The 20642-nt window shown below is 46.0% G+C and carries 4 protein-coding genes; all 4 read right to left on the reverse strand.

The features are described from left to right. Positions 1 to 14: 14 nt before the first annotated feature. Positions 15 to 14525, reverse strand: a complete 14511-nt coding sequence (locus tag Q1L85_RS04140; RefSeq protein ID WP_300432360.1) for a tandem-95 repeat protein — start codon at positions 14523 to 14525, stop codon at positions 15 to 17. Positions 14526 to 14541: 16 nt separating this feature from the next. Continuing rightward, positions 14542 to 14943 (reverse strand): hypothetical protein, encoded by a 402-nt coding sequence (locus Q1L85_RS04145; RefSeq protein ID WP_300432362.1) that lies wholly within the window; start codon positions 14941 to 14943, stop codon positions 14542 to 14544. After that, positions 14933 to 15466: a toxin-activating lysine-acyltransferase gene (locus Q1L85_RS04150; RefSeq protein ID WP_300432364.1), complete on the reverse strand. Its 534-nt coding sequence runs from the start codon at positions 15464 to 15466 to the stop codon at positions 14933 to 14935. The genes Q1L85_RS04145 and Q1L85_RS04150 overlap by 11 nt, the downstream gene beginning before the upstream one ends. A 103-nt stretch (positions 15467 to 15569) precedes the next feature. Next, entirely contained in the window at positions 15570 to 20579 is a 5010-nt protein-coding gene (locus Q1L85_RS04155; protein WP_300432366.1) for a hypothetical protein, read from the reverse strand. Between the last annotated feature and the right edge of the window lie 63 nt (positions 20580 to 20642).

A 20642-nucleotide genomic window follows, 5' to 3' on the forward strand; every position in this document is an offset into this window, starting at 1 on the left:
AATAAGTTCCCGAATTAGCCAACGGCCATCCAGGTATTGAGGTTATTCTCATTTTGAGCGGCCAGTGACGAGCGATCACTTGCAGAAGCTGAACTTCCAAGTGCCGAATGAGCCTGAACCAGCATCTGAATAACTTCTGCGTTCAGTTCATATCCACCGACGTTGATTGCATCAACTTTATAACTATCGCTGACAAACCAACTATCGACTTCAAGAATCTCACCACCATCCATTGCTGTAATCGTCAGGTCGTACCAGTCTCGCTCAAAGAACAGCTCATTGATGCTGATCCCATCACTGACCTCAACAACATCGTACCCTGTGTCGTAACTATGATTTTTAATCAGAGTGCTGTCATCACCACGACCGAATAGGTAAGTATCATTACCATCACCGCCATCGAGAATGTCGTGCCCGGATCCGCCACTTAAGGTGTCATCACCATCACCACCTTCGATATCGTCATTGCCCGCACCTCCCAGCAAGATATCGTTTCCGGAGTATCCATCGATATTATCATCGCCGGCATCGCCCATGAGCGTGTCATTTCCAGAATTTCCATCCAGATTGTCATCACCCTCCCCTCCATACAGAGTGTCGTCGCCCGCCCCTGCATAGAGGTCATCGTTGCCATCATCTCCATGCAAGATATCGTCGCCATCTCCACCTGACAGATCATCATTTCCGGTACCACCGATCAATGTATCGTTGCCAGATTCTCCGAAGAGGTCATCGTAACCATCACCACCGATCAACACGTCATCACCAGAATTACCATAAAGGTTGTCCGCGCCGCTGCTACCGTCAATGTAATCTGCAGCCACGTCACCAACTAGCGTGTCTATGCCTGAATCACCGTAACTGTATACAACCTTATCAGCGCGCAATTCGCGCATAGTTAAGGCTGTACCGTCTGAGAACTCAACGACAAAATCTGCGCTAATAACAGGTTCACCCAGTTCATACTCGTAAGCATACTTGATCGCCACCGAGTCAGAACGCCCATACTCAAGTATCAGGTGGTAACCGTCCTTAATCAATTTGAGTGATTCAGGTGAAATCCCCTCACCAAACTGAATCGTTGACAAGCCGCTAATGTCGTAGATGGTGTCATCTCCATCTCCCAGCGAGAAACGATAAATGTCATCGCCATACGAGCCCTCTAGCTCATCATTACCGACTCCACCGTCATGGACATCATTCCCACTGCCACCTTTCAGGTAATCGTTTCCTTCCCCGCCGAGCAGGGTGTCATTATCAGCGCCACCATACAGTGAATCATCTCCACTACCACCTAACAGGGTATCGTCACCGGCATAACCAAGAACGTAATCATCACCTGCCATCGCGTGGATTCGATCTGAGCCAGATGTACCACAAATATAGTCATCGCCAGCTTCGCCAACATGCGAAGCAATAGTAGCTTCAAGCTGATATGAAATTTGGTCTCGCGTCAGAATCTCGACGTCATCTCCATTCTCAAAACGAATCTCAGACAGCGGCAAAGTATCCTCCGAGTCCTGCAAGTCAAATCCTTCGAATGTGAGACTTCCACTTTCACCCAGATCAAGCTTAAGCACACCATTTTCTGACACATCAAATCTCAAGGTATCTGAAGAGATTCCGACAAGCGTTACTGCATAGGAGCCAACGGCTTTTTTAATGAAATCGTGACCATCACCCATATTAAATACAATACGGTCGTTGCCGTAACCACCGTCAATGTAATCATCCCCAAGACCACCGATAAGAATATCGTCACCCTCTAAACCTTCGAGGGTATTACTCTGATCATTGCCTTTAAGTGTATTACCGAGAGCATTGCCAACCGCTGATAAAGCTGTGCCCGTTAATTCAAGATTCTCGAGGAACTCGGCAAGTGAATAATCAACAGATGCAAGTACCGAGTCATTGCCCTCAGCCTCCAGCTCAGTGGTTATATCTTCAGCATCATCAACGATATAAGTGTCATCCCCAAGGCCGCCGTTCATTGTATCTACGCCTGCAGCACCATCGAGAATGTTATTCTGATCATTACCGGTGAGACGGTTATCCAGCTCGTTACCCGTTGCTTCAAGAGCATCGGCGAGAAGTACTACATTCTCAACATGATCGGAAAGTGTCCAATTCACAGAGGATTGAACGGTATCAATACCTTCATTTTCGCGCTCTTCGATAATGTCTTCTTCATTATCCACGATATAAAGATCATTGCCGTCACCGCCAAAGAGGTTATCGGTACCTTCGCCGCCCGATAAGTAGTCGTTACCACGATCGCCGAACAAACTATCGGTACCATCACCGCCCATCAGCGTGTCGTCACCTTCATCAGCAATAAGTACATCATCACCGGCCGCACCGATCAATGTATCGTCACCACTGCCGGCGTTGATGATATCGTTGCCCCAATTACCATTCAGGGTATCGTTACCTTCATCTCCCTGGAGATAGTCGTCATCCTCACCACCGTCGAGGTTGTCGTCGCCTTCATTTCCATACAGCTGATCCAATCCGGCGCCCCCCAATAGGGTATCCGCACCGCCATCACCAGTCAGAATGTCATCACCTTCACCACCGCTCAGGCTGTCATCTCCTTCACCACCGTACAAGGTATCGGCACCTTCATCGCCGTACATAGTATCGTTGTCGTGCCCGCCGTATAGGGTATCGTCACCGGCATCGCCATGCAGGGTGTCTGCGCCCGCTTGGCCGTAAAGGTCATCACTCCCTTCCCCACCTGAAAGTTCATCATTCCCCTGTCCACCATCAAGCACATCATCACCGAGCTCGCCAAACAACTGGTCATTTCCTTGTTGACCATAAACTTCATCATCTCCAGCACCAGCATTAACCGTATCATTACCTGCGTAGGCTTCAATACTGTCCGCCCCGGCTGTGCCACTGATATGATCATCGCTAATCGTACCAACAATTCCACCAAGCAACTGACGGTCTATTTCATTAGCCAGTAATTGTTGATCCCATACCGTACCGTCATCAAAAATTACTGCTTGCAGGGGTAACACGTCAGTTACTTCAAAGAAAATACTGTCTGCATCGTTAAACCTAAATAGCATTCCTCTGGCTTGTTGTTCAATTTCAACGTCTTCTGGAGCAATACCAAACAGATAGAGTTCGTACGAACCCTCGTCAGCGGCAGAAACGGTATCTAAACCATCACCTAGCGTGAAAGCCAGCAGGTTACGGCCTGCTCCACCAAGAATACGGTCATTACCCGTACCGCCAACCAGTGTATCATCGCCACCCTCACCAACTAGGATATCGTCACCCGAGCCACCGATCAGTTCATCACTGCCTTCGCCGCCTCTCAGAGTGTCAGCACCGTCTCCCCCCACTAATAAGTCGTTATCAGCACCGCCGAACAGGTGATCATCACCAGCATCACCGAACAGTTGATCACTGCCAACATCACCGTAAACTTCATCCTGCCCCAAGCCACCTTTAACGATATCATCACCTTCGCCAGCAAAGGCCAGGTCGTCACCGTCGCCAAGATCTATTACGTCATTGCTCTCACCGGAAAATACTTTGTCGTTGCCTGCCAGAGCGTCGATACGGTCTGCACTTAGCAGCCCGCTGATAGAGTCGTCACCTTCGGTGCCCACAATTAAGGCGTGGTGTTCAGGATTGTTCAGGTCATATTCGTCGAATGATAGCTGTATATCGCCAACTAGTAGAGAGTCGCCAGTAGTAGTTATTGCGTCACTGGTGTTAACAATCTCAATTCCCTGGGCTCCTGAAGCCTGATCATAAGGGTCGAGAGGCTGTAAACGAATAGACTCAATACCTATTTCGCCAAGGCTGAATAGCTCATCACTTTCACTAACACCATTCTGATTAAGATCTCGCCAGATCTGGAATTCGCCAAAGCGATCATCACTTGCAGTTAACTGCCCATCTGCGTCGCTGTCATATACAACCAAACCTTCCATGTCAGTAGTGGCACCGGCAAGATCGTATACGAAGGACATTTCATAGATATCATCAATATTCTCATTGCCATTGCGATCCAGTACTAACCAGCCATCGTCGCCGGACAAGCCAGAGGATATTTCCCTGACGCCATCGCCATCGTAATCAAAGAGAATGTTATCTACGAATTCAAGGCCGTCTGAACCCAGATCGATTGCAACAGGGTATGCGACTTTATTCCAGTCTCTCCAAATACTCTGTGAAGATGACAGACGCGCAACATCATCACCAACCATTTCGTAAGCTGAATTTTCTTGTTGAACGTAAGCATTCTCAGCAAAATAGCTATATGCCAAATCTTGAATTTCTGCATTTACATACTGATACCGTTCTTCATAACCAGACCTAGGTGTCGAAACGTCATTTATCTCTCTATATGCAACCTCAGTATTACCACGCCTTATTGATTGCTCATAAACATATCGATGCTTATTAAAATGGCTGCTGTACAATCTAATTTCATCTGTATCTACAACACTATAACCACTAGCCAAATTATTATATGCGTAACTGTACTTTCTATCCGAAACAGTAACTAAGTTATTTTTATTCCACTCAATAATTTTTTGATTCTCAACAATCTCAGATAACGTCACCTCAAATTTAGCGTTCTCCGCCGATACATTTCCTTCTGTATCCATTGCCGAGATGGACAAAGTTCTTTTGCTATACCATTCACGGTTCAACCTATAAGCATTATTGACTCTTAGTTTCCAAATACCACTCTCTTCAACCAGCTTAAATGCATTGTCAGAGTTACCAGAAACGATACTTAAACTTAAAGCATCACCATCAGGATCACGGAAGAGAGACTGGATATTACTGGTAATAAGCTGGTTGTTTGCAGCACCGTTTGAAGGTCCTCCGTCACTTGGGCGCCAAGCCGAGTATTCATTAATAGCTGCGGAGTCATCATCAATATTGACCGGAGCTTTATTGACATTATCCACATCAATAGTCAGCTCTTTAACGATATACGAGCTGGGGTTGTCTTCATCGCTGACTGTCACGTTGATAGTATAAGAACCACCTTCTCCACCTACTTCAAGGTCAGCTCCTTGAGCTACCCTAACGACACCAGTATATTGATCGATAGTAAATCGCCCTGTCGCATTTCCCTCTTCCAGATCAAACACATAGTTCCTGAAATCAGGGTTATCTGCGGTATCATCAGTGTCTTCAACTTCTACAGTACCGACGACTGTGTTAACTCCCGCTGTTTCTAGTATGTTTGGATTTCCCCCACCAGACCAACTGGCATCCGTTGGGGCATGGTCGATGGCATTTGAAACAATTTCGAACTCATCACCCCACATCAAAGCGTCAGGGTCACCAAATGGGCGATCCTGAACTAGCACCCTGACACTGGGGTTAACAAACGCAGAACTGAAATCAAAGGATTCGGTCATATACAAACGACCGTCCTGTGTAATAGAAAATGCTGGGTCAGACTCAGCAGCATCTAATGAATAATACAATGCGTCTGAGATATCTGGGTCATTCGCTCGGAATTGAGCAACAACATGTGCTGGTTCGCCATCAGGAAGAAGGCCTATTGGGGTTTCTTCTCCAAAGGTAGGATAATAATCCTCAGTAGGTTTTTCGAAATAGATACCTGTCGGTCTTTCATTCGCGTCATCCACAGAAATAGTGACGGAGGACGTATCTTGCGCTCCATCAGCATCGGTTACCGTAATATTCAGATTGAATTCATTCGGGATGTCCGCATTATTTTCAAAGTCAAACTCTGCTCTTGTCTGTAACTTGCCATCAACCAACTCGAAGTAATCAAGGGCATTCACACCATCCGTATCATCAGCATCGGTCAATGAGAATGTTAGTGGCGAGTTTTCAACGTCTGTCGCATCGATAAAGGTATTGGTATTTGCAGCATTAGTAACACCCACGGCCGCAAGAACCTGCGGAGGATCAATATTCTCTTTAATGCTCAGGGTGTACTCAGTTTGACTCAACACAGGTGCATCATTAACAGGGTCTACCGTGATAGCGACCTGCGTTGCCGAAATACTATTTTCCTCACCTTTTCCATCATCCACGAGGACGACAAAGACATCGTTACCATTGAAGTCCGTACCCGGCGTATATTCAAATTTACCACCATCAGTAAATTGAAGTGAGCCGTGCTGTGGTAAATTATCCGGATCAAGATAGTACGTCAGGATATCTCCATCGACATCCGAGGCAACCACCTCTCCCGCAATCGCAGTGTCTTCTGATGTCTCCAGTACCAACGCATCTGGTGTTACCGGCGTATCATTGACTGCTTCGACATTAACCAGAATACGAGTATCGGAATAAGAATTTTCATCACCGGAAGAATCATAAACACGCACAAGAAATTCCTCCTGGCCGTTGTAGTTCAATGCTGGCGTGTAGTGAATATAGCCGTCAGCATCAACGGTTAAGGTACCTGTAGCCTCCTGAATTACCTCGTATGTGAAAGTATCCTCTGGATCCAGATCAACCACACCGATCTGGCCTACTATATCGGTAGGAGCATCCTCATAGGTGTTTATTTCAATAAGTTCATCGGACACCGGGATATCGTTGACTGGCGTTACCGTGAGGTCGACTAGCGTGGTGTACTCACGGCCACTCTTATCAGTAAATCTGAGGGTAATTTCCTCTGTACCATTAAGGTGGGGCCCGGGCGTAAAGGTGAACTTACCTGACTCATCGAAAGAAAAATCGAAATTACCCAATGAGGAACTGGCCTCAATTTCATACCCTCCCAGGATGTTATCCGGATCTGAGAAGCCTAAATCACCTTCTACGGCAGAGCCCTCTGCTGTTACCAGATTGATATAAGGAACGAACGAGCCTTCATCATCACTTGGCAGAACCCTGAAACGCATTACTGCAGTGGATGTCAGGCCGGTGGAATCCTCAACCTGAATTCTGAATACATCATTACCCGAAAAATCTTCTGCTGGTGTGTAGGTATACTCGCCCGTCTGCTCGTTCAGATCGAGAGAACCAAATGGTGAGTTCTCTATAACACGATAAGTCAGCGTCTCATTTGGATTCGCATCTGTAGCACTGAAAGTACCAGTGAAGCTCTCATCCTCATTCAGCGTGAGGACCTCGCCGGTGAGCTTTGGTGCGTACTCAATGGACTCTTGCAGAGAAGTTTCTTCTGAATACTGCTCCAGTGCATCGAACACTTCCTGTTGTACCGCTTCTGAACTTTCAGGTCGATCAAGTTCAGCCATCACATCAATAACGGTCTCAAGGGCATTTGCGTCCAGCCGCTGCGTATCAACCGTTAATGACTCAACTGGTGTCAAGCTATCAAAAATTTCCTGGAGCTGCTCAATAGCAGCAGATGCAGCATCAGAATTAACATTGAAGCGATTGTAGTTTTCAATACGAACAGAGTTATCGGTGCCGATAACAGAGATCACAAGATCACTGCCATCCCTTTCAAACCAAAGGTCGCTTAGTTCGTAACCGGAGAATACAAGTTCATCTGCGGCGTTTCTGTCCGGTGCCTCATACACGGTATCCTGGCCGAACTCTCCAGCAAAGATGTACACATCCGTATCCGCACCGCCCTCCAGGCGATCATTACCGGCATCGCCCATGAGAATATCTTTACCAGCACCGCCCACGAGTAGATCATCTCCGGATCCACCAGAAAGCGTATCGCCTCCCGATTCTCCATATAGCTCATCATGCCCGGCTCCGCCCTGAATTACATCCGAACCTGAGCCTCCGTAGAGCGTGTCTCCCGTAAGGTGATTACCGTCTTCGTCGATTTCGTCTCCACCCGACAGATAGTCATTGCCATCCTCGCCGTAGAGCGTATCTACTCCATCTTCACCGAAGAGTTTGTCATCATCAGAGCCACCGTAAAGTGTATCGCTGTCGAGACCGCCACGAATGTCGTCAGCACCAGAGCCACCATGAATAGTATCGTTCCCCTTGGCACCTAACAGCAGGTCATCACGAGAACCACCATCGATAAAGTCATCACCATCATCACCGATGATGTAGTCGTTATGATCGCCACCGTAAAGATAATCGTTATCATCTCCCCCGGAGATTTCATCTGCACCACTACCACCATAGATAGTGTCACTGCCTTGATGCCCGGTTAATGTGTCGGTGCCTCTTTCGCCATAGATATTATCATCGCCTTTGCCGCCCTGAAGTGTATCTGCACCATCACCACCATAAAGATCATCATCACCCTCATGACCGTTTATTGTGTTGTTATATGCATCACCGCGAATTTCATCGTTGTGCAAAGAACCGACAACCGCCTCGATACCGGAGAAAGTATCGCCAGTAGCTGTACCGCCCTCAGAAGCAAAAGCATTATCTAATGAGATTTTAATACCGGCAGACGAGTCATCATAATACGCAGCGTCAAGGTGACCTGCACCGCCTATGAGTTCATCAGCACCCACACCGCCATAAAGAATGTCGTCTCCGTCACCGCCCTCAAGTGTGTCGTTACCATCTTGCCCACTCAGAAGGTCGTTGCCACCGAAACCACGAATTACATCATTAGATGCAGTACCAGTGATCCAATTGGCCAAGTGTAAACGATCGTCATCGAAGGAAATTTTAGTGATATCGATTTCTGAGTTGTCATTAAAGCTCAGGAACTCAATTCTACGTGAGTCATCGAGGAACCAATTCTTCAATACAATCTGATCATCAGTACCATAGACCTGAATTATGAGATCGAGAGCATCATTGGATGTGGAACGTTGGAATATGAGGTCCTCCTGACCAATACTCGCATCAAAGAGAATCCTATCAGCACCAGTATCGACAGCATCATTCAAACCAAATTCTGGTGGCCTATCTCCAAGACCCAAGTCATCGTTAAACTCTTCAAAGACGACGGAACCGTCACCACGATTGAAAACATAAGTATCATCACCAAATCCACCAGTAAGGTAATCATTACCCCCATTACCGTGAAGGATGTTCTCTCCACGGTCGCCGATCAGGATATCGTTGTGACCAGAACCGGTAAGGCCCTCGAAGTTGATAACGGTATCGACTTCATAGGAAGAATCGGGATTCAGAAGATCTCCGTTGTCGTATACCGACTTATTAACCGAGAAACCTCTGGATAAATCTGAATAGACGCCCTGTCCTAGTGACTCATATGACAACACATCGAAATCAGTCCCTTTACCACCCAGCAGTAAATTGCCAACTTGTGAGACTTTGACTAAGTCCTCACCAGCTCCACCATGAACGATATCATTGCCGCGAACATTGTTAATGATGTCATTGCCGAATCCTGTCGTGATCCAGTCGCGGCCTGATGATGAGCTTACATTGTCACCCTCCTCACCATCTGCTGTACCTACTTCATCACCAATCCAACTATTAATAGCTTCGATATCGATACTCAAGTCAGCAGATGAACCGTAGAAGCGCACAGTTTCAAAAATCTTATTGCCGCTAAACCAATTACGAAGAGTCAGTGAATCTTCAAAGTCTGCGAATGCAATATTGTCGTTATCCGCTGGCTCAATACCGAATTGAAGGTCATTACCATCTTTGTTGATTCGAACATCCAGAATGTTCAAGCCACGGCGGAATTCGATCGTGTCTGAGCCGCTATCGCCGCCCGAGGTATTCGCGTCGTGCAATGTATCTTTGCCATCACCTCGACCAAACACAACGGTATCATCACCGCTACCCGCTACGATCGTATCGTTACCCGAGTCACCGAACATGGTGTCGTTCCCAGAGCCTCCGAACAGTTCATCATCTCCAGAGCCACCAAGCAGCGTATCGTTCCCTGCTTCACCATAGAGATCGTCGCTGCCCTGGCTACCCAACACATAGTCATCACCATCATCACCATGAACTTCGTCGTCATCACGGCCACCGATAGCAAAGTCGTTATCCCCTAGCGCATTGATAATGTCATTACCCGATAATCCATGGATAAAATCACGCCCCGATGTGCCATTAAGGGGCCGGTCATCACCCTGAGTACCAGTAATAAAGCTTTCAATACCGGAAATATTGATAGACACGCCATCGGTAAAACGAAGTATCTCTATCGGATTTTCAGCAATCCATTTATCAATAATAATTCTATCATTGGTATCTTCATCCGTTTCAGAATTAAGCAGTACTATCGATAACTGATCAGTATTATCGTTATATTCAATACGTATATGGTCTAGCGTAATACCAGACTCAAATTCAATGATATTAGATTCAGCTTTGAAATTGGCTACAGGTCTTTCAGGGTTTTCACCCGCGTCGAGTGCTGCCTGATACTCATCTAGCTTCTGCTGATATGCAGTTTTTTGCTCTGCAATTGTATCTGAGTCATGAATAATATCTTCGCCAGAACCGCGACGGAAAATATACACATCATTACCGCGCCCCCCATTAAGAACATCTCCGTCACCAGCTCCGCCTTCAATGATATCATCACCGCCATTACCCCAGATATCATCTTGATCAGCACCACCGATAAGCCAATCAGAGCCTTCTGCACCATGGAGTTCGTCGTTGCCACTGCCTCCAATCAGAACGTTATTGTTGCCACCGCCAGCACGAAGTGTATCGTTATCAGCACCGCCATCAATCCAGTCATCTAACCGGCCACCCGTGATCGTGTCGTTTCCGCCCAGACCGAAAATATCATTACCTAAATCACCACTAGTAATCGTATCTGCTTGATTACTACCATTGATCAAATATGAAGCCTTATCGGATTCAGCAATACTCCCTGCGATGTCGGATAACTGCGAGCCTTGGATTATTCCTTTATTAAAATAGTCCACTCCATCGATGAGTGAAGTCTCTGAACCATCAGCTTTTTCTACAGAAATATTTCGGGCACGATTAAAATAGCTAAATTCTGCAGAACTATAAAATGCCGGTTCATTACTCTCAGAACCTAGTATTGAATCAGACAGAGATGCAAGTTCTTGTTCGAACTTATACCGCCAACCACCGAATGAGTCACTTGCCGAGCGTTTAAGTAGGCCTGCATCTGCAGCGTTCTGATGGATCGTATGCCAAGCTCCCGAAGCCCCACTATCGGGAAGTAAAGTCATTAATGCATCTATAATTCCGGATGATTCTTTATATGCACTATAATCGGTAGCTAGGGTAATTTGGCCGTTTATCGTAGTCATTAGCCCATCTGAGGATGCCTCATATATGTTGGACCCATAACGCGTATACACATCTTTAGCACTCAACCCTACAAAATCCGATACGCTGTCAGCACCCATATATTCTTTGATCGCGTTATATAGAGCCCTCTTAACGTATATATCACCGCCTGCGATTTCCAGAGCAGGAAGTACATGCGCGATACCATAGTCAAACATCCTTTCAGCATCACTAAACTTCACTCTCTTACCAGCCGAAAAGGTTAATCTATCTTTATATAAACCCCAGCGCCCAGCAAAAACTTCTCCGTCATTTACAATTTTACCACCTGTCTGCCCTATAATGTTCTCAAGAATACCTTGTGCACTCTCCGCGAAACCAATAGCAGTGGAGCGCTGTGCTCCACCTTTGGAGCTAGCATTAGTAATATAAAATTCGCCACTTTCGCTATCAAATATAAGGTCTGCACCAGCCTTCGGGGGCTGCCCGAATAAATCACCCAGTTTAGAGCCAAGCAAAGCTCCGGCCGCCGCAAATAAGATCGCTCCTCCAATCCCAACAGGTCCCAACAAAGCAGCTGTCGCGACATAGGCACCGACTGAGGCTCCAACACTGCTTAGAATTGCACCTTCACGCGTCTGGGGCGCATATATTTTATCTGCAAGCTTCTTTCCAGCATAAGTTGCGACAATACTGGTCCAGTTGATCGCTCCTTCAGCAGTACCAGCTTCTAGTGTCTCACCGAAACTGGCACCTCCGGGTGTCAGGCCAGCAAAGGTAGCATCAACAAGTGCACCGACATATGGACCAGCCGCTGTAGATAGAATTTCTGCTGTTCTGGGGTCGTCACTCAATCCGGCATGGTAAATCAACCTGGTCATTAGCATTGAGCTTGCGCTACCTTTTATCGTAGCTATTGCCGTCCCTCCAAGATCAGACCAGAAGCTCTCAAATGCTGATTCTCGGGCAGTTTCTAATGTAGTGTAGTTAGAGGTTGCTACGACTGTCTGTTCGAGTGAAGCTCCAATGACCGAAAATATACCAGTCGCTAATTTTGTTCCTGCATTGTTCCAACCGTAGTTGAGGCCCATTATCTGACCGAGCCCAGATCCAAAAGCCCGACCTATATCGCCGACACTTCTCTCAACGACCTCTCCATCATCGTTGACGATTCTTCTTTTTACATCGACCCTGCCTGTTTCTTGATTCTTTTCGATAAATATAGCTGACTGTATATTACCGTCACTATCTCTAGGTGCAGGCTCAGTATAAAATCTCTGAATTTTCTGACCATTAATAATTTGAGTACTACCAAGAACATTACCCGCAATGTCTTCACTCACGACAGCCATTCGACCATCGATAACGGAAAAAGAAAGTGTATAGGAGGTGTCTAAGTCAGCGAGCTCAGGAAATGCCTCAGACAGACCTTCATCACTCAATGCCAACTCGCCAAACTGCGTGAGATTACCCGACAGTATCGCTTCTTGAGTAGCGAGGTTAGTTAAATCAAGCTCGGTCTGAGTTCTATCCTCAAAATATTCAACTCTTGACTTCAGATCTCCGTTTTCGTCTCTATAAAAAACTGAGACTACCCCTGAATTTGAATTTGGATCGACATACACCATGTCTGCTGATGTAACACCAGAATATTCTCTGGAACTCGCAATTTTGTATATCGCGTCTTGAGATAAAGAGGAATTTAACTCTACAAACCCACCAACAGGATCTATATATTGAGTTCTTTCGACATTCAACGTTGAAGTTAAAGCACCTGTTTCCGCATCTATCTCAATGGAAAATGCCCTAACACTGCTGTAAACCTTCTCGCCTGTCTCGCTGTCGTAAGCAATTAAAGTAGTAACAGCAATTGAATCCTCATAACCAACAGTATACTGATAGTCAAGCCCGTCCTCACTAAAACTAAGCATCCCACCTTCTGCGGTGATATCCCCATTTGGATCTATAGTTAGTGAATCACTAGGATTAAAACTTCCGCTTATATCGTAGTAGTCCGAATACTGCGTTCTACCACCTGAAGATTCAACCGACAGAATTACCTTTCCGCCTAGAGCGTAGGCTGACTGAGAACGCTCCACTACGTCATCGGTATGAAAATTACCAAGATCTGCTTTTAAAACAAAAGAGTCACCAGCACCAGGAGCGTCTTCCGATGAGACCATTTTATCGTCAAGATACTCTTCTAAACTTTGTATGCTTTCGTTTGCTCTTCTTAGATTTTCGTTGTCCGGATACGCTTGACCTGCAAGCGCCATAGCGCCTGTAAGTCCGTCGTAATTCTGATATAAATTATAGCCGGTGGTAACTATCACCAGTGGGCCACGCAGAGAATTAATCGCGACATCTATAGCAAGATCTGTCGCAACACTCTGGACGATTTCCTGTATCTCTTCTCGGCTTAGCCCTCCAGCAAACTCAGCCATTACAGTCGCTACATCTTCAATAGTAGCTTCTCGACCCAACTGATCTTCCATTATTTTTTTCAAGGAAGCTGCAGTTATTGCTATGCTTACACCGCCAAAAATCCCACTGGCTTTGTCAAGCCTATTTATTTGTGCCGACCAATCTGGTGAAAGAACCCAACGAGACTCTCCATTCACATCAGTATAATAAACTGCTCCTATTAAGTTTCTACCTGCCAGGCCATAGCCTTCAAAGAAATCGGTGTTATAGACCACTCGGCCGTTTACAATACTCGATCCACGATCAAGGCCATTTTTTGAAGCCAAATTAACTTCTTTCAAAACTGCCTCAGGATCTACAGCATACCTAGCTCTCAATTCCGGTGTAATCTGCATACCGTTAATACTAGTCGCACTTGAATTATTTATTATCTCCCCAAGTTCGACCGCTTGAAATATCCGTATTTCAGGCTTATCTGGTGTCGCTATAGCGTTTGGTGTCAGTGTAACCACATCCCCAACTGCTTCAGAAGCAAATTTCCCTGAGCCCACCCCCCAGTAACTTTGATCTGATCCTCCACCTATCTGATTTCTAACTGCCTCTTCCAGCAGATCAGCATTTTTAGGCAATGATAAATCTTGATCGGTGCCATTGCCTGTATTTGGGTCAATTCGGACCAGGTCATCCCTCGTCCATTTCTTAATATCAGCTTCGTATTTGTTTAAAAATTCAAAGATTTGCGTATCATCAATTACACGAATTTTCACACCAGATTGTTCTGCTTGCTGGCGTAATGATTCCAGATAAACACCTGTACTAACCCCATTATAGTCCTTCGAATAAAGTACTGTTGGCACACCAGCCTCTGGCGAGGGCAAATCAATTTCAGTGATTGCCAATTTTATTTGCTCTATTGATGGACCACCAGAAATAGCATTCAGATAGTCAAAAGCTTCATCTGCATTCGCGTAAGACATGAAAATTCCCTTTATCTTATAATTCTATATTATTCACTAGATTATTCTCTGATATCCTCACCCAGATATCGAGAACAAACAAAACCTGTTGCAACATGTTCTTTTTGTCTTCATTATTTAAATAAATATATTTAGGTACCATAGGGCCACTTGCGTCTGCAATACCTCGAAAAATTGGAGACTCGATGTCAACCAATGTATATGTCCTGGTAGCCTTTTCATATTTAATGTGAACTGGTATCACTTTCCCATCAACATGGAATTTATAGAATTTGTAATCATTCTGATCAAAAGCAATGACTGTTTCCAGCACCATATCACCAACAGAAAACGTACCTGCAATAGGGCGATACACTACATCCATCCCTTGGACCGGCTCATACGTTGTTGCATACTTATCAGAAATGTCAGTCGACATGTGTAGCTCCTTTAATTTCTAAAACTTCTTTCTGACCTGTCTTCGGATTTATCTGAATTGTTTTCAACTTAGAATTGGAAAAATCCTGCTCTAGCAAGTCTACTAGCATCTGCTGTTGGTGATTATTCTCTTTACTATCAAACGGTGCCAGGGCTTCAATTAACCAAAGGTTTCCACCTTCATTCGGAGTAATACCATCTTCTATTGAGATGGTTGCGTCATTCCCCCAGTCTTGCGGAGCCAAACGGCTTGTCGCCATTAACTTTTTCTCTGCTTCTTCACTAAGATAGGCCCAGAGAGCCACCCCAACGACCTGGCCTTCTGATTTGAAGATTTTGTATTGATCTAACAGGACTGGGGGCATCACCGCCCATTCGAGGTCACCGATGGACAGGTGACGGTGTGAAGCAGACTGGCTGAAAAGCCACACTATTTCACCAATGACAGTGGCCAATGTCTTTTCACCGGCAGCTTGAACTTCGAACTGTGTTGCAGAAGATGTCTTTTGATAGGTGGCGCTCATTCGCTACTCCATGTACTTGTCTTTGACAAAGAGCGCCGCTATCGCCACTCCCTGGCTGTCAATTTTATCAATAGTATCCAAAGGGACTTATTGAGTCATATGTTTAATCACGACAGATTTCACTGCCGAGAAGCTTTATCTGGAATTCCTGACTTGGGGCAAGATCAGCGTTTAAATCCACTCCATAGCCCTGATAGATAATACGAGAAGGCGATACTCCCTCACCTACAAGTACCTCTTTGATTTCTTTAGCTTTTTCTTCCGTATACTCGAGTATCTGTATTGAGTTAATTGCAGAGCTACGATCATAGACCTCCACCTCAATTCGTCGGCCCTGATTTTCAGGTAGTCGTAGAAACCCCGCCAATGTCGCCAGATAAGCATTCGCCCGATTCGTCAGTACGCCATCCTGCCAGCGAAGTGCTGAATTTACTGAATACCCTTCCTGAAGCTCACATAATGCACTATCGTCTTCAATTTTTTGGACCTTCTCATACGTGCGCGATCTATCCTCGCTAAACAATTGCTGCTTAGTGTTCTGTAAAAGCTGGGGAATTGTTTGGCCGAACCGATAAGCAAGTGAAAAGGCAACCTGAGGGCGATCGATGTTAGGATCAGAAATCACCAATAGTCTGCTTCCTGTATTCTCGCTCCAGCGAGTCAAAATGCCCACTCCAAATTGAGCAGAAAAGTAATCCCTTTCTTGATAATTAATGTCGCCCTCAGCATGCAGTCGCTGATAACTACCGCCCAATTGCAGGATGGGGCGGGTATTCAGCAACTCATATGAAAAAATCGATTCAATACCCAAATTTATGCTGCGGTATTTGATTAGAATATCTCCGCCATTACCAAGCTCTTGTGTTTTCGGTGTTTGTTGGACTGCCCCCAGATACCAGTTGAGATTATTAGCCATCTCATCCGATACAAAGACACCGTACCCTGATTGCCACTGATGTTCAGTTTCAATATTACCATTATCGAGGTATGGCAAAGACTGAACATTACCTGAAGCACCTATCTCTATCGCTGATGCGTTCACCGTAAATAAAAAAAGCGCTGCGACTTTTTGCTCGCGGCTTCTTAGCAGAACTAACAGTCCCCCGAGACATATAAGTAGCAAGCCCGTTGCACCTGCTCCCTGCTGACTATCGAGGTTGTATTCGGCATCACCGTCCAGGTAGTCGGGAATACCATCGCCGTCGTCATCAAACTCTAAACACGCTGGGAATTCTGTGCATTCTTCTGTGTCTGGGTAGCCATCACCATCGGTATCAGTACCCGTATCGGCATAGTCGGGGATTCCATCGCCGTCGCTATCCAGGCCTATGGCTACCAACACTTCATCATCAATGCTGTCGAAGTCATTGTCTGGCCCCGAAGTCACATCTGAGTCGAACGCATCATCAATGCCGTCTTCGTCGGTATCAATAACTAATGCAATACTTTCGTCTGTGTCACTTTCGCCATCGCCATCGGAGTCGGTATCCCGATAGTTAGGCATTCCATCCAGATCGAAGTCAGCAAGACGATAGCTATCCTTTACACCATCTGAATTCTCATCTGAAGCATCATCATCAACCAAGCCGTTACCATCTTTGTCTGCATCAAAGATATCGGCTATACCATCAACATCAGAATCACTAAATGCAAAGGTTTCAAGACGATCAGGTAGGCCATCGGCATCACTGTCATTATCTGTGTAGTCTGGGTAGCCATCTCCGTCGGTGTCTGGGCATTGTGGATAAAACTGACACTCTATCTGATCCGGCACAAGATCTGAGTCGTTTTCACCAAACAGGTTATCTACCCGATCAGGGATGCCGTCTGAATCGATGTCTGACACACCCTCGTCGGACTGAGATTCAGTAAAATCACTCAGCCGGTCATTATCGCTGTCCAGGTCCAGATAGTCTGGGATTCCGTCCCGGTCGGTATCTACGGGTACCATTGAGTTATTGCCACGCTCTTGGGCATCCAGCACACCGTCATCATCGGAGTCTGTATCGAAGATATCGAGCCCCCCTGTATTCGCCAGATCGTCAGAAGGTTCATCACCGTCTGTGTTAGGGCACTCTACAGGAAATTCAGACAGCTCCCGGCCATCAGGTAACGGACATTCCACAATATTCAAAATACCATCGAGGTCCGCATCGCCATATGGCGACACCGCTTCTGCTGGGAATTCAATTAAGTCGCTGGTGCCGTTTCGATCCTTATCGAAGGAGTAGTCATCCACGATGCCATTGTTATCAGCATCCTCTTTACCTGAATCGATACCACCGCCTCCGTCAATATCGGTATCGAGTTCATCAACGATTTGGTCGCTATCGGTATCGACTTCTTCCAAGCCACTCTCTTCTGTGTCTGATATGCCGTCGTTATCTGAGTCGTCATCAAGATAATCTGGAATACCATCGCTATCGCTGTCCTGCGTTCCTTCGATAAAATCAGGGACTAAATCGCCATCTGAATCACGATCAACGTAATCCGGAAAGCCATCAGCGTCGCTATCAATCCCAATGGCGCCGTCATCAAGACCGTCTTCATTTTCATCTGACTTGCCAGAGTCAATTTGGGTATCACCATCGGCATTTGCATCGAAATAATCGTCAATACCGTCATTGTCAGAGTCGCGGCCCGTTATCCCAGATTCTTCGCGATCGGAGATACCATCGTTATCGCTGTCTGTATCCAGATAATTCGCCGTGCCATCTTTGTCTGTATCCGGGACTTTTGTCTCGTCTATACCGTCGCCGTCTTGGTCGGTACTTCCTTCATCGGTGCCTGGGGTGCCATCCTGATCAGCATCAATGAAATCGTCGATGCCATCGTCGTCACGATCATTGCCGGTATAGTTACTCTCTACGCTGTCTGGTATGCCGTCTGAATCACTGTCTGTCGCTGCAGGCGTTGTAACTTCACCCTCAGCGACTTCAAGGTAGTCGTACACACCGTTGGCGTTATTATCGAGCAAGCCTTCTTCGTAATACCCTGATCCGTCCACATCCGTTTTTCCGATATCCAACCTGCCACCACCATCTGCGTCCAAGTCATAAGCATCATCGATACCATCTTCATCTGTGTCACGGCGTAAGGCACCACTTTCGACTGCATCTGATAGCCCATCGGCATCTGAATCGGTATCCCGCGAATTTATGATGCCATCTTCATCAGTATCCATATTCCCTTCGATCGCATCGGGAATGTAGTCGTTGTCACTGTCGATATCCGATACATCAGGTGTACCGTCCTGATCAGTATCAGGAAGAATACTGGAGTCATTCACGCCATCAGCATCATCATCTGAGCGACCTACATCGGCGAAGGTGTCTCCATCCAGGCTGGCATCAAAGAAGTCGTCAATGTCATCTCCATCAGAGTCTTCTCTGAATAGTGAAGCTTCGACGGTATCTGAAATACCGTCGTTGTCGCTGTCTGTATCAAGATAATTCGGTAGGTCATCAACGTCCGTATCATCCTGCCCCTCGATAGCATCTGGAAGGCCATCATCATCGGAGTCGGGATCAAGATAATCAGGAGTACCATCAGAATCACTATCCAATGCACTCACACCGTCAGCAACGCCGTCGTTATTATCATCAGTGTAAGTACCGTCATTTACACCGTCATCATCAAGATCTGAATCAACGGCATCCGGGATACCATCTTCATCCATGTCTTTAAACTCAATGCCATACTCGACTGAATCGTCTATACCATCATTGTCAGAGTCTGAATCCAGAGAATCAGGCATGCCATCGGAGTCTGTATCGAGAACTAGCGTCTCATCAATGCCATCGCCGTCTTCATCGGTGCTTCCAGCATCGACTCCGGGAGTACCATCTTTGTCTGCATCGATGGAATCGTCGATGCCATCACCATCAACGTCCGTAAATATAAAAGCAAGCTCTTCACTATTCAGGATGCCATCCTGATCAGCATCACCGTAATATGAATAGCCTTCTGGAATAAAAACTTCGAGGTAGTCGAGGGATCCACTGCTGTTTGTATCGAAATTGAAATTATCATCTACGCCATCATTGTTAGCATCGAGCCTACCGAAATCGACACTCCCCCCTCCGTCTGCGTCGGAATCCAGTTCATCAACTATACCGTCGGAATCATAGTCATCATTTGAAAGACCGTATTCCTGATCGTCTCGAACCCCGTCGTTATCTGAATCTAAATCCAGGTAATTTGGGGTTCCGTCTCCATCGAAATCACTGGCAGTCTCAATCACGTCTGGGATCAGGTCTCCGTCAGAATCCCGGTCAAGGAAGTCGGGTAAGCCATCCTGGTCATTATCCACACCGTAATAATCGTCCAGAACGCCATTGCTATCTGTGTCTGCTCTGCCAATGTCGGCAGAGCCGTCACCGTCCAGATCGGAATCAAACTGGTCGGTCAACTGGTCTGAATCTGCATCCTGGAAATCGATATTGGCTTCATCTGCATCTGAGATTCCATCATTATCACTATCGCTATCCTCCGCATTGATAACGCCGTCATTATCAAAATCTAATCGTATATCTATTTCGTTCTGGCTCACAAGGTCAGTATCAAATTCGTCATCAATACCGTCATTATCAAAGTCTGAAAAGCTTGCACGAGACTCGATAAATGCAGGAATACCATCTCCGTCGAGATCGATCTGTAAATGATCGGGAATAAGATTAGTATCCGTGTCGACAATAACATTATCTATAACACCCGACTCAAGACTTCCGGCCTTACCTGGATCAACTATACCGTCACCATCCGAATCAACATCGTATGCTTCATCAATCTGATCGCCATCCTGATCAGAAAAACTACATCCCGAAGTGGAAGTATCCAGTAGGCCATCACCATTACTGTCAGAATCCAGATAGGTCGGGATGTTATCAAAATCATGATCTGACGCGCCTTCAATAACATCAGGAATACAGTCTGAATCTGAATCTCTGTCCATAAAATCGAGAATACCGTCAGAATCAGTATCTATAATTCCATATTCGTCACTTACACCGTCAGAGTTATCATCGGTGCCGCCTTGAATATCAAAATCTATAGCGTCATCAATACCATCTGCGTCAGCATCACTGCCGCTCAGTATGAATTCAATGCCCAATTCTACAGAATCTGGTATTCCATCGTGATCATAGTCAGATGCAAAAGTTAAGGGCGATACGGC

The sequence above is a fragment of the uncultured Thalassolituus sp. genome, assembly GCF_950066645.1.
Taxonomy (GTDB): Bacteria; Pseudomonadota; Gammaproteobacteria; order Pseudomonadales; family Oceanobacteraceae; genus Thalassolituus.

Coding starts and splice junctions, on each gene's coding strand:
- Q1L85_RS04150 (WP_300432364.1), bottom strand. CDS start 15,466: ATGAGCGCCACCTATCAAAAGACATCTTCTGCAACACAGTTCGAAGTT.
- Q1L85_RS04140 (WP_300432360.1), bottom strand. CDS start 14,525: ATGTCTTACGCGAATGCAGATGAAGCTTTTGACTATCTGAATGCTATT.
- Q1L85_RS04145 (WP_300432362.1), bottom strand. CDS start 14,943: ATGTCGACTGACATTTCTGATAAGTATGCAACAACGTATGAGCCGGTC.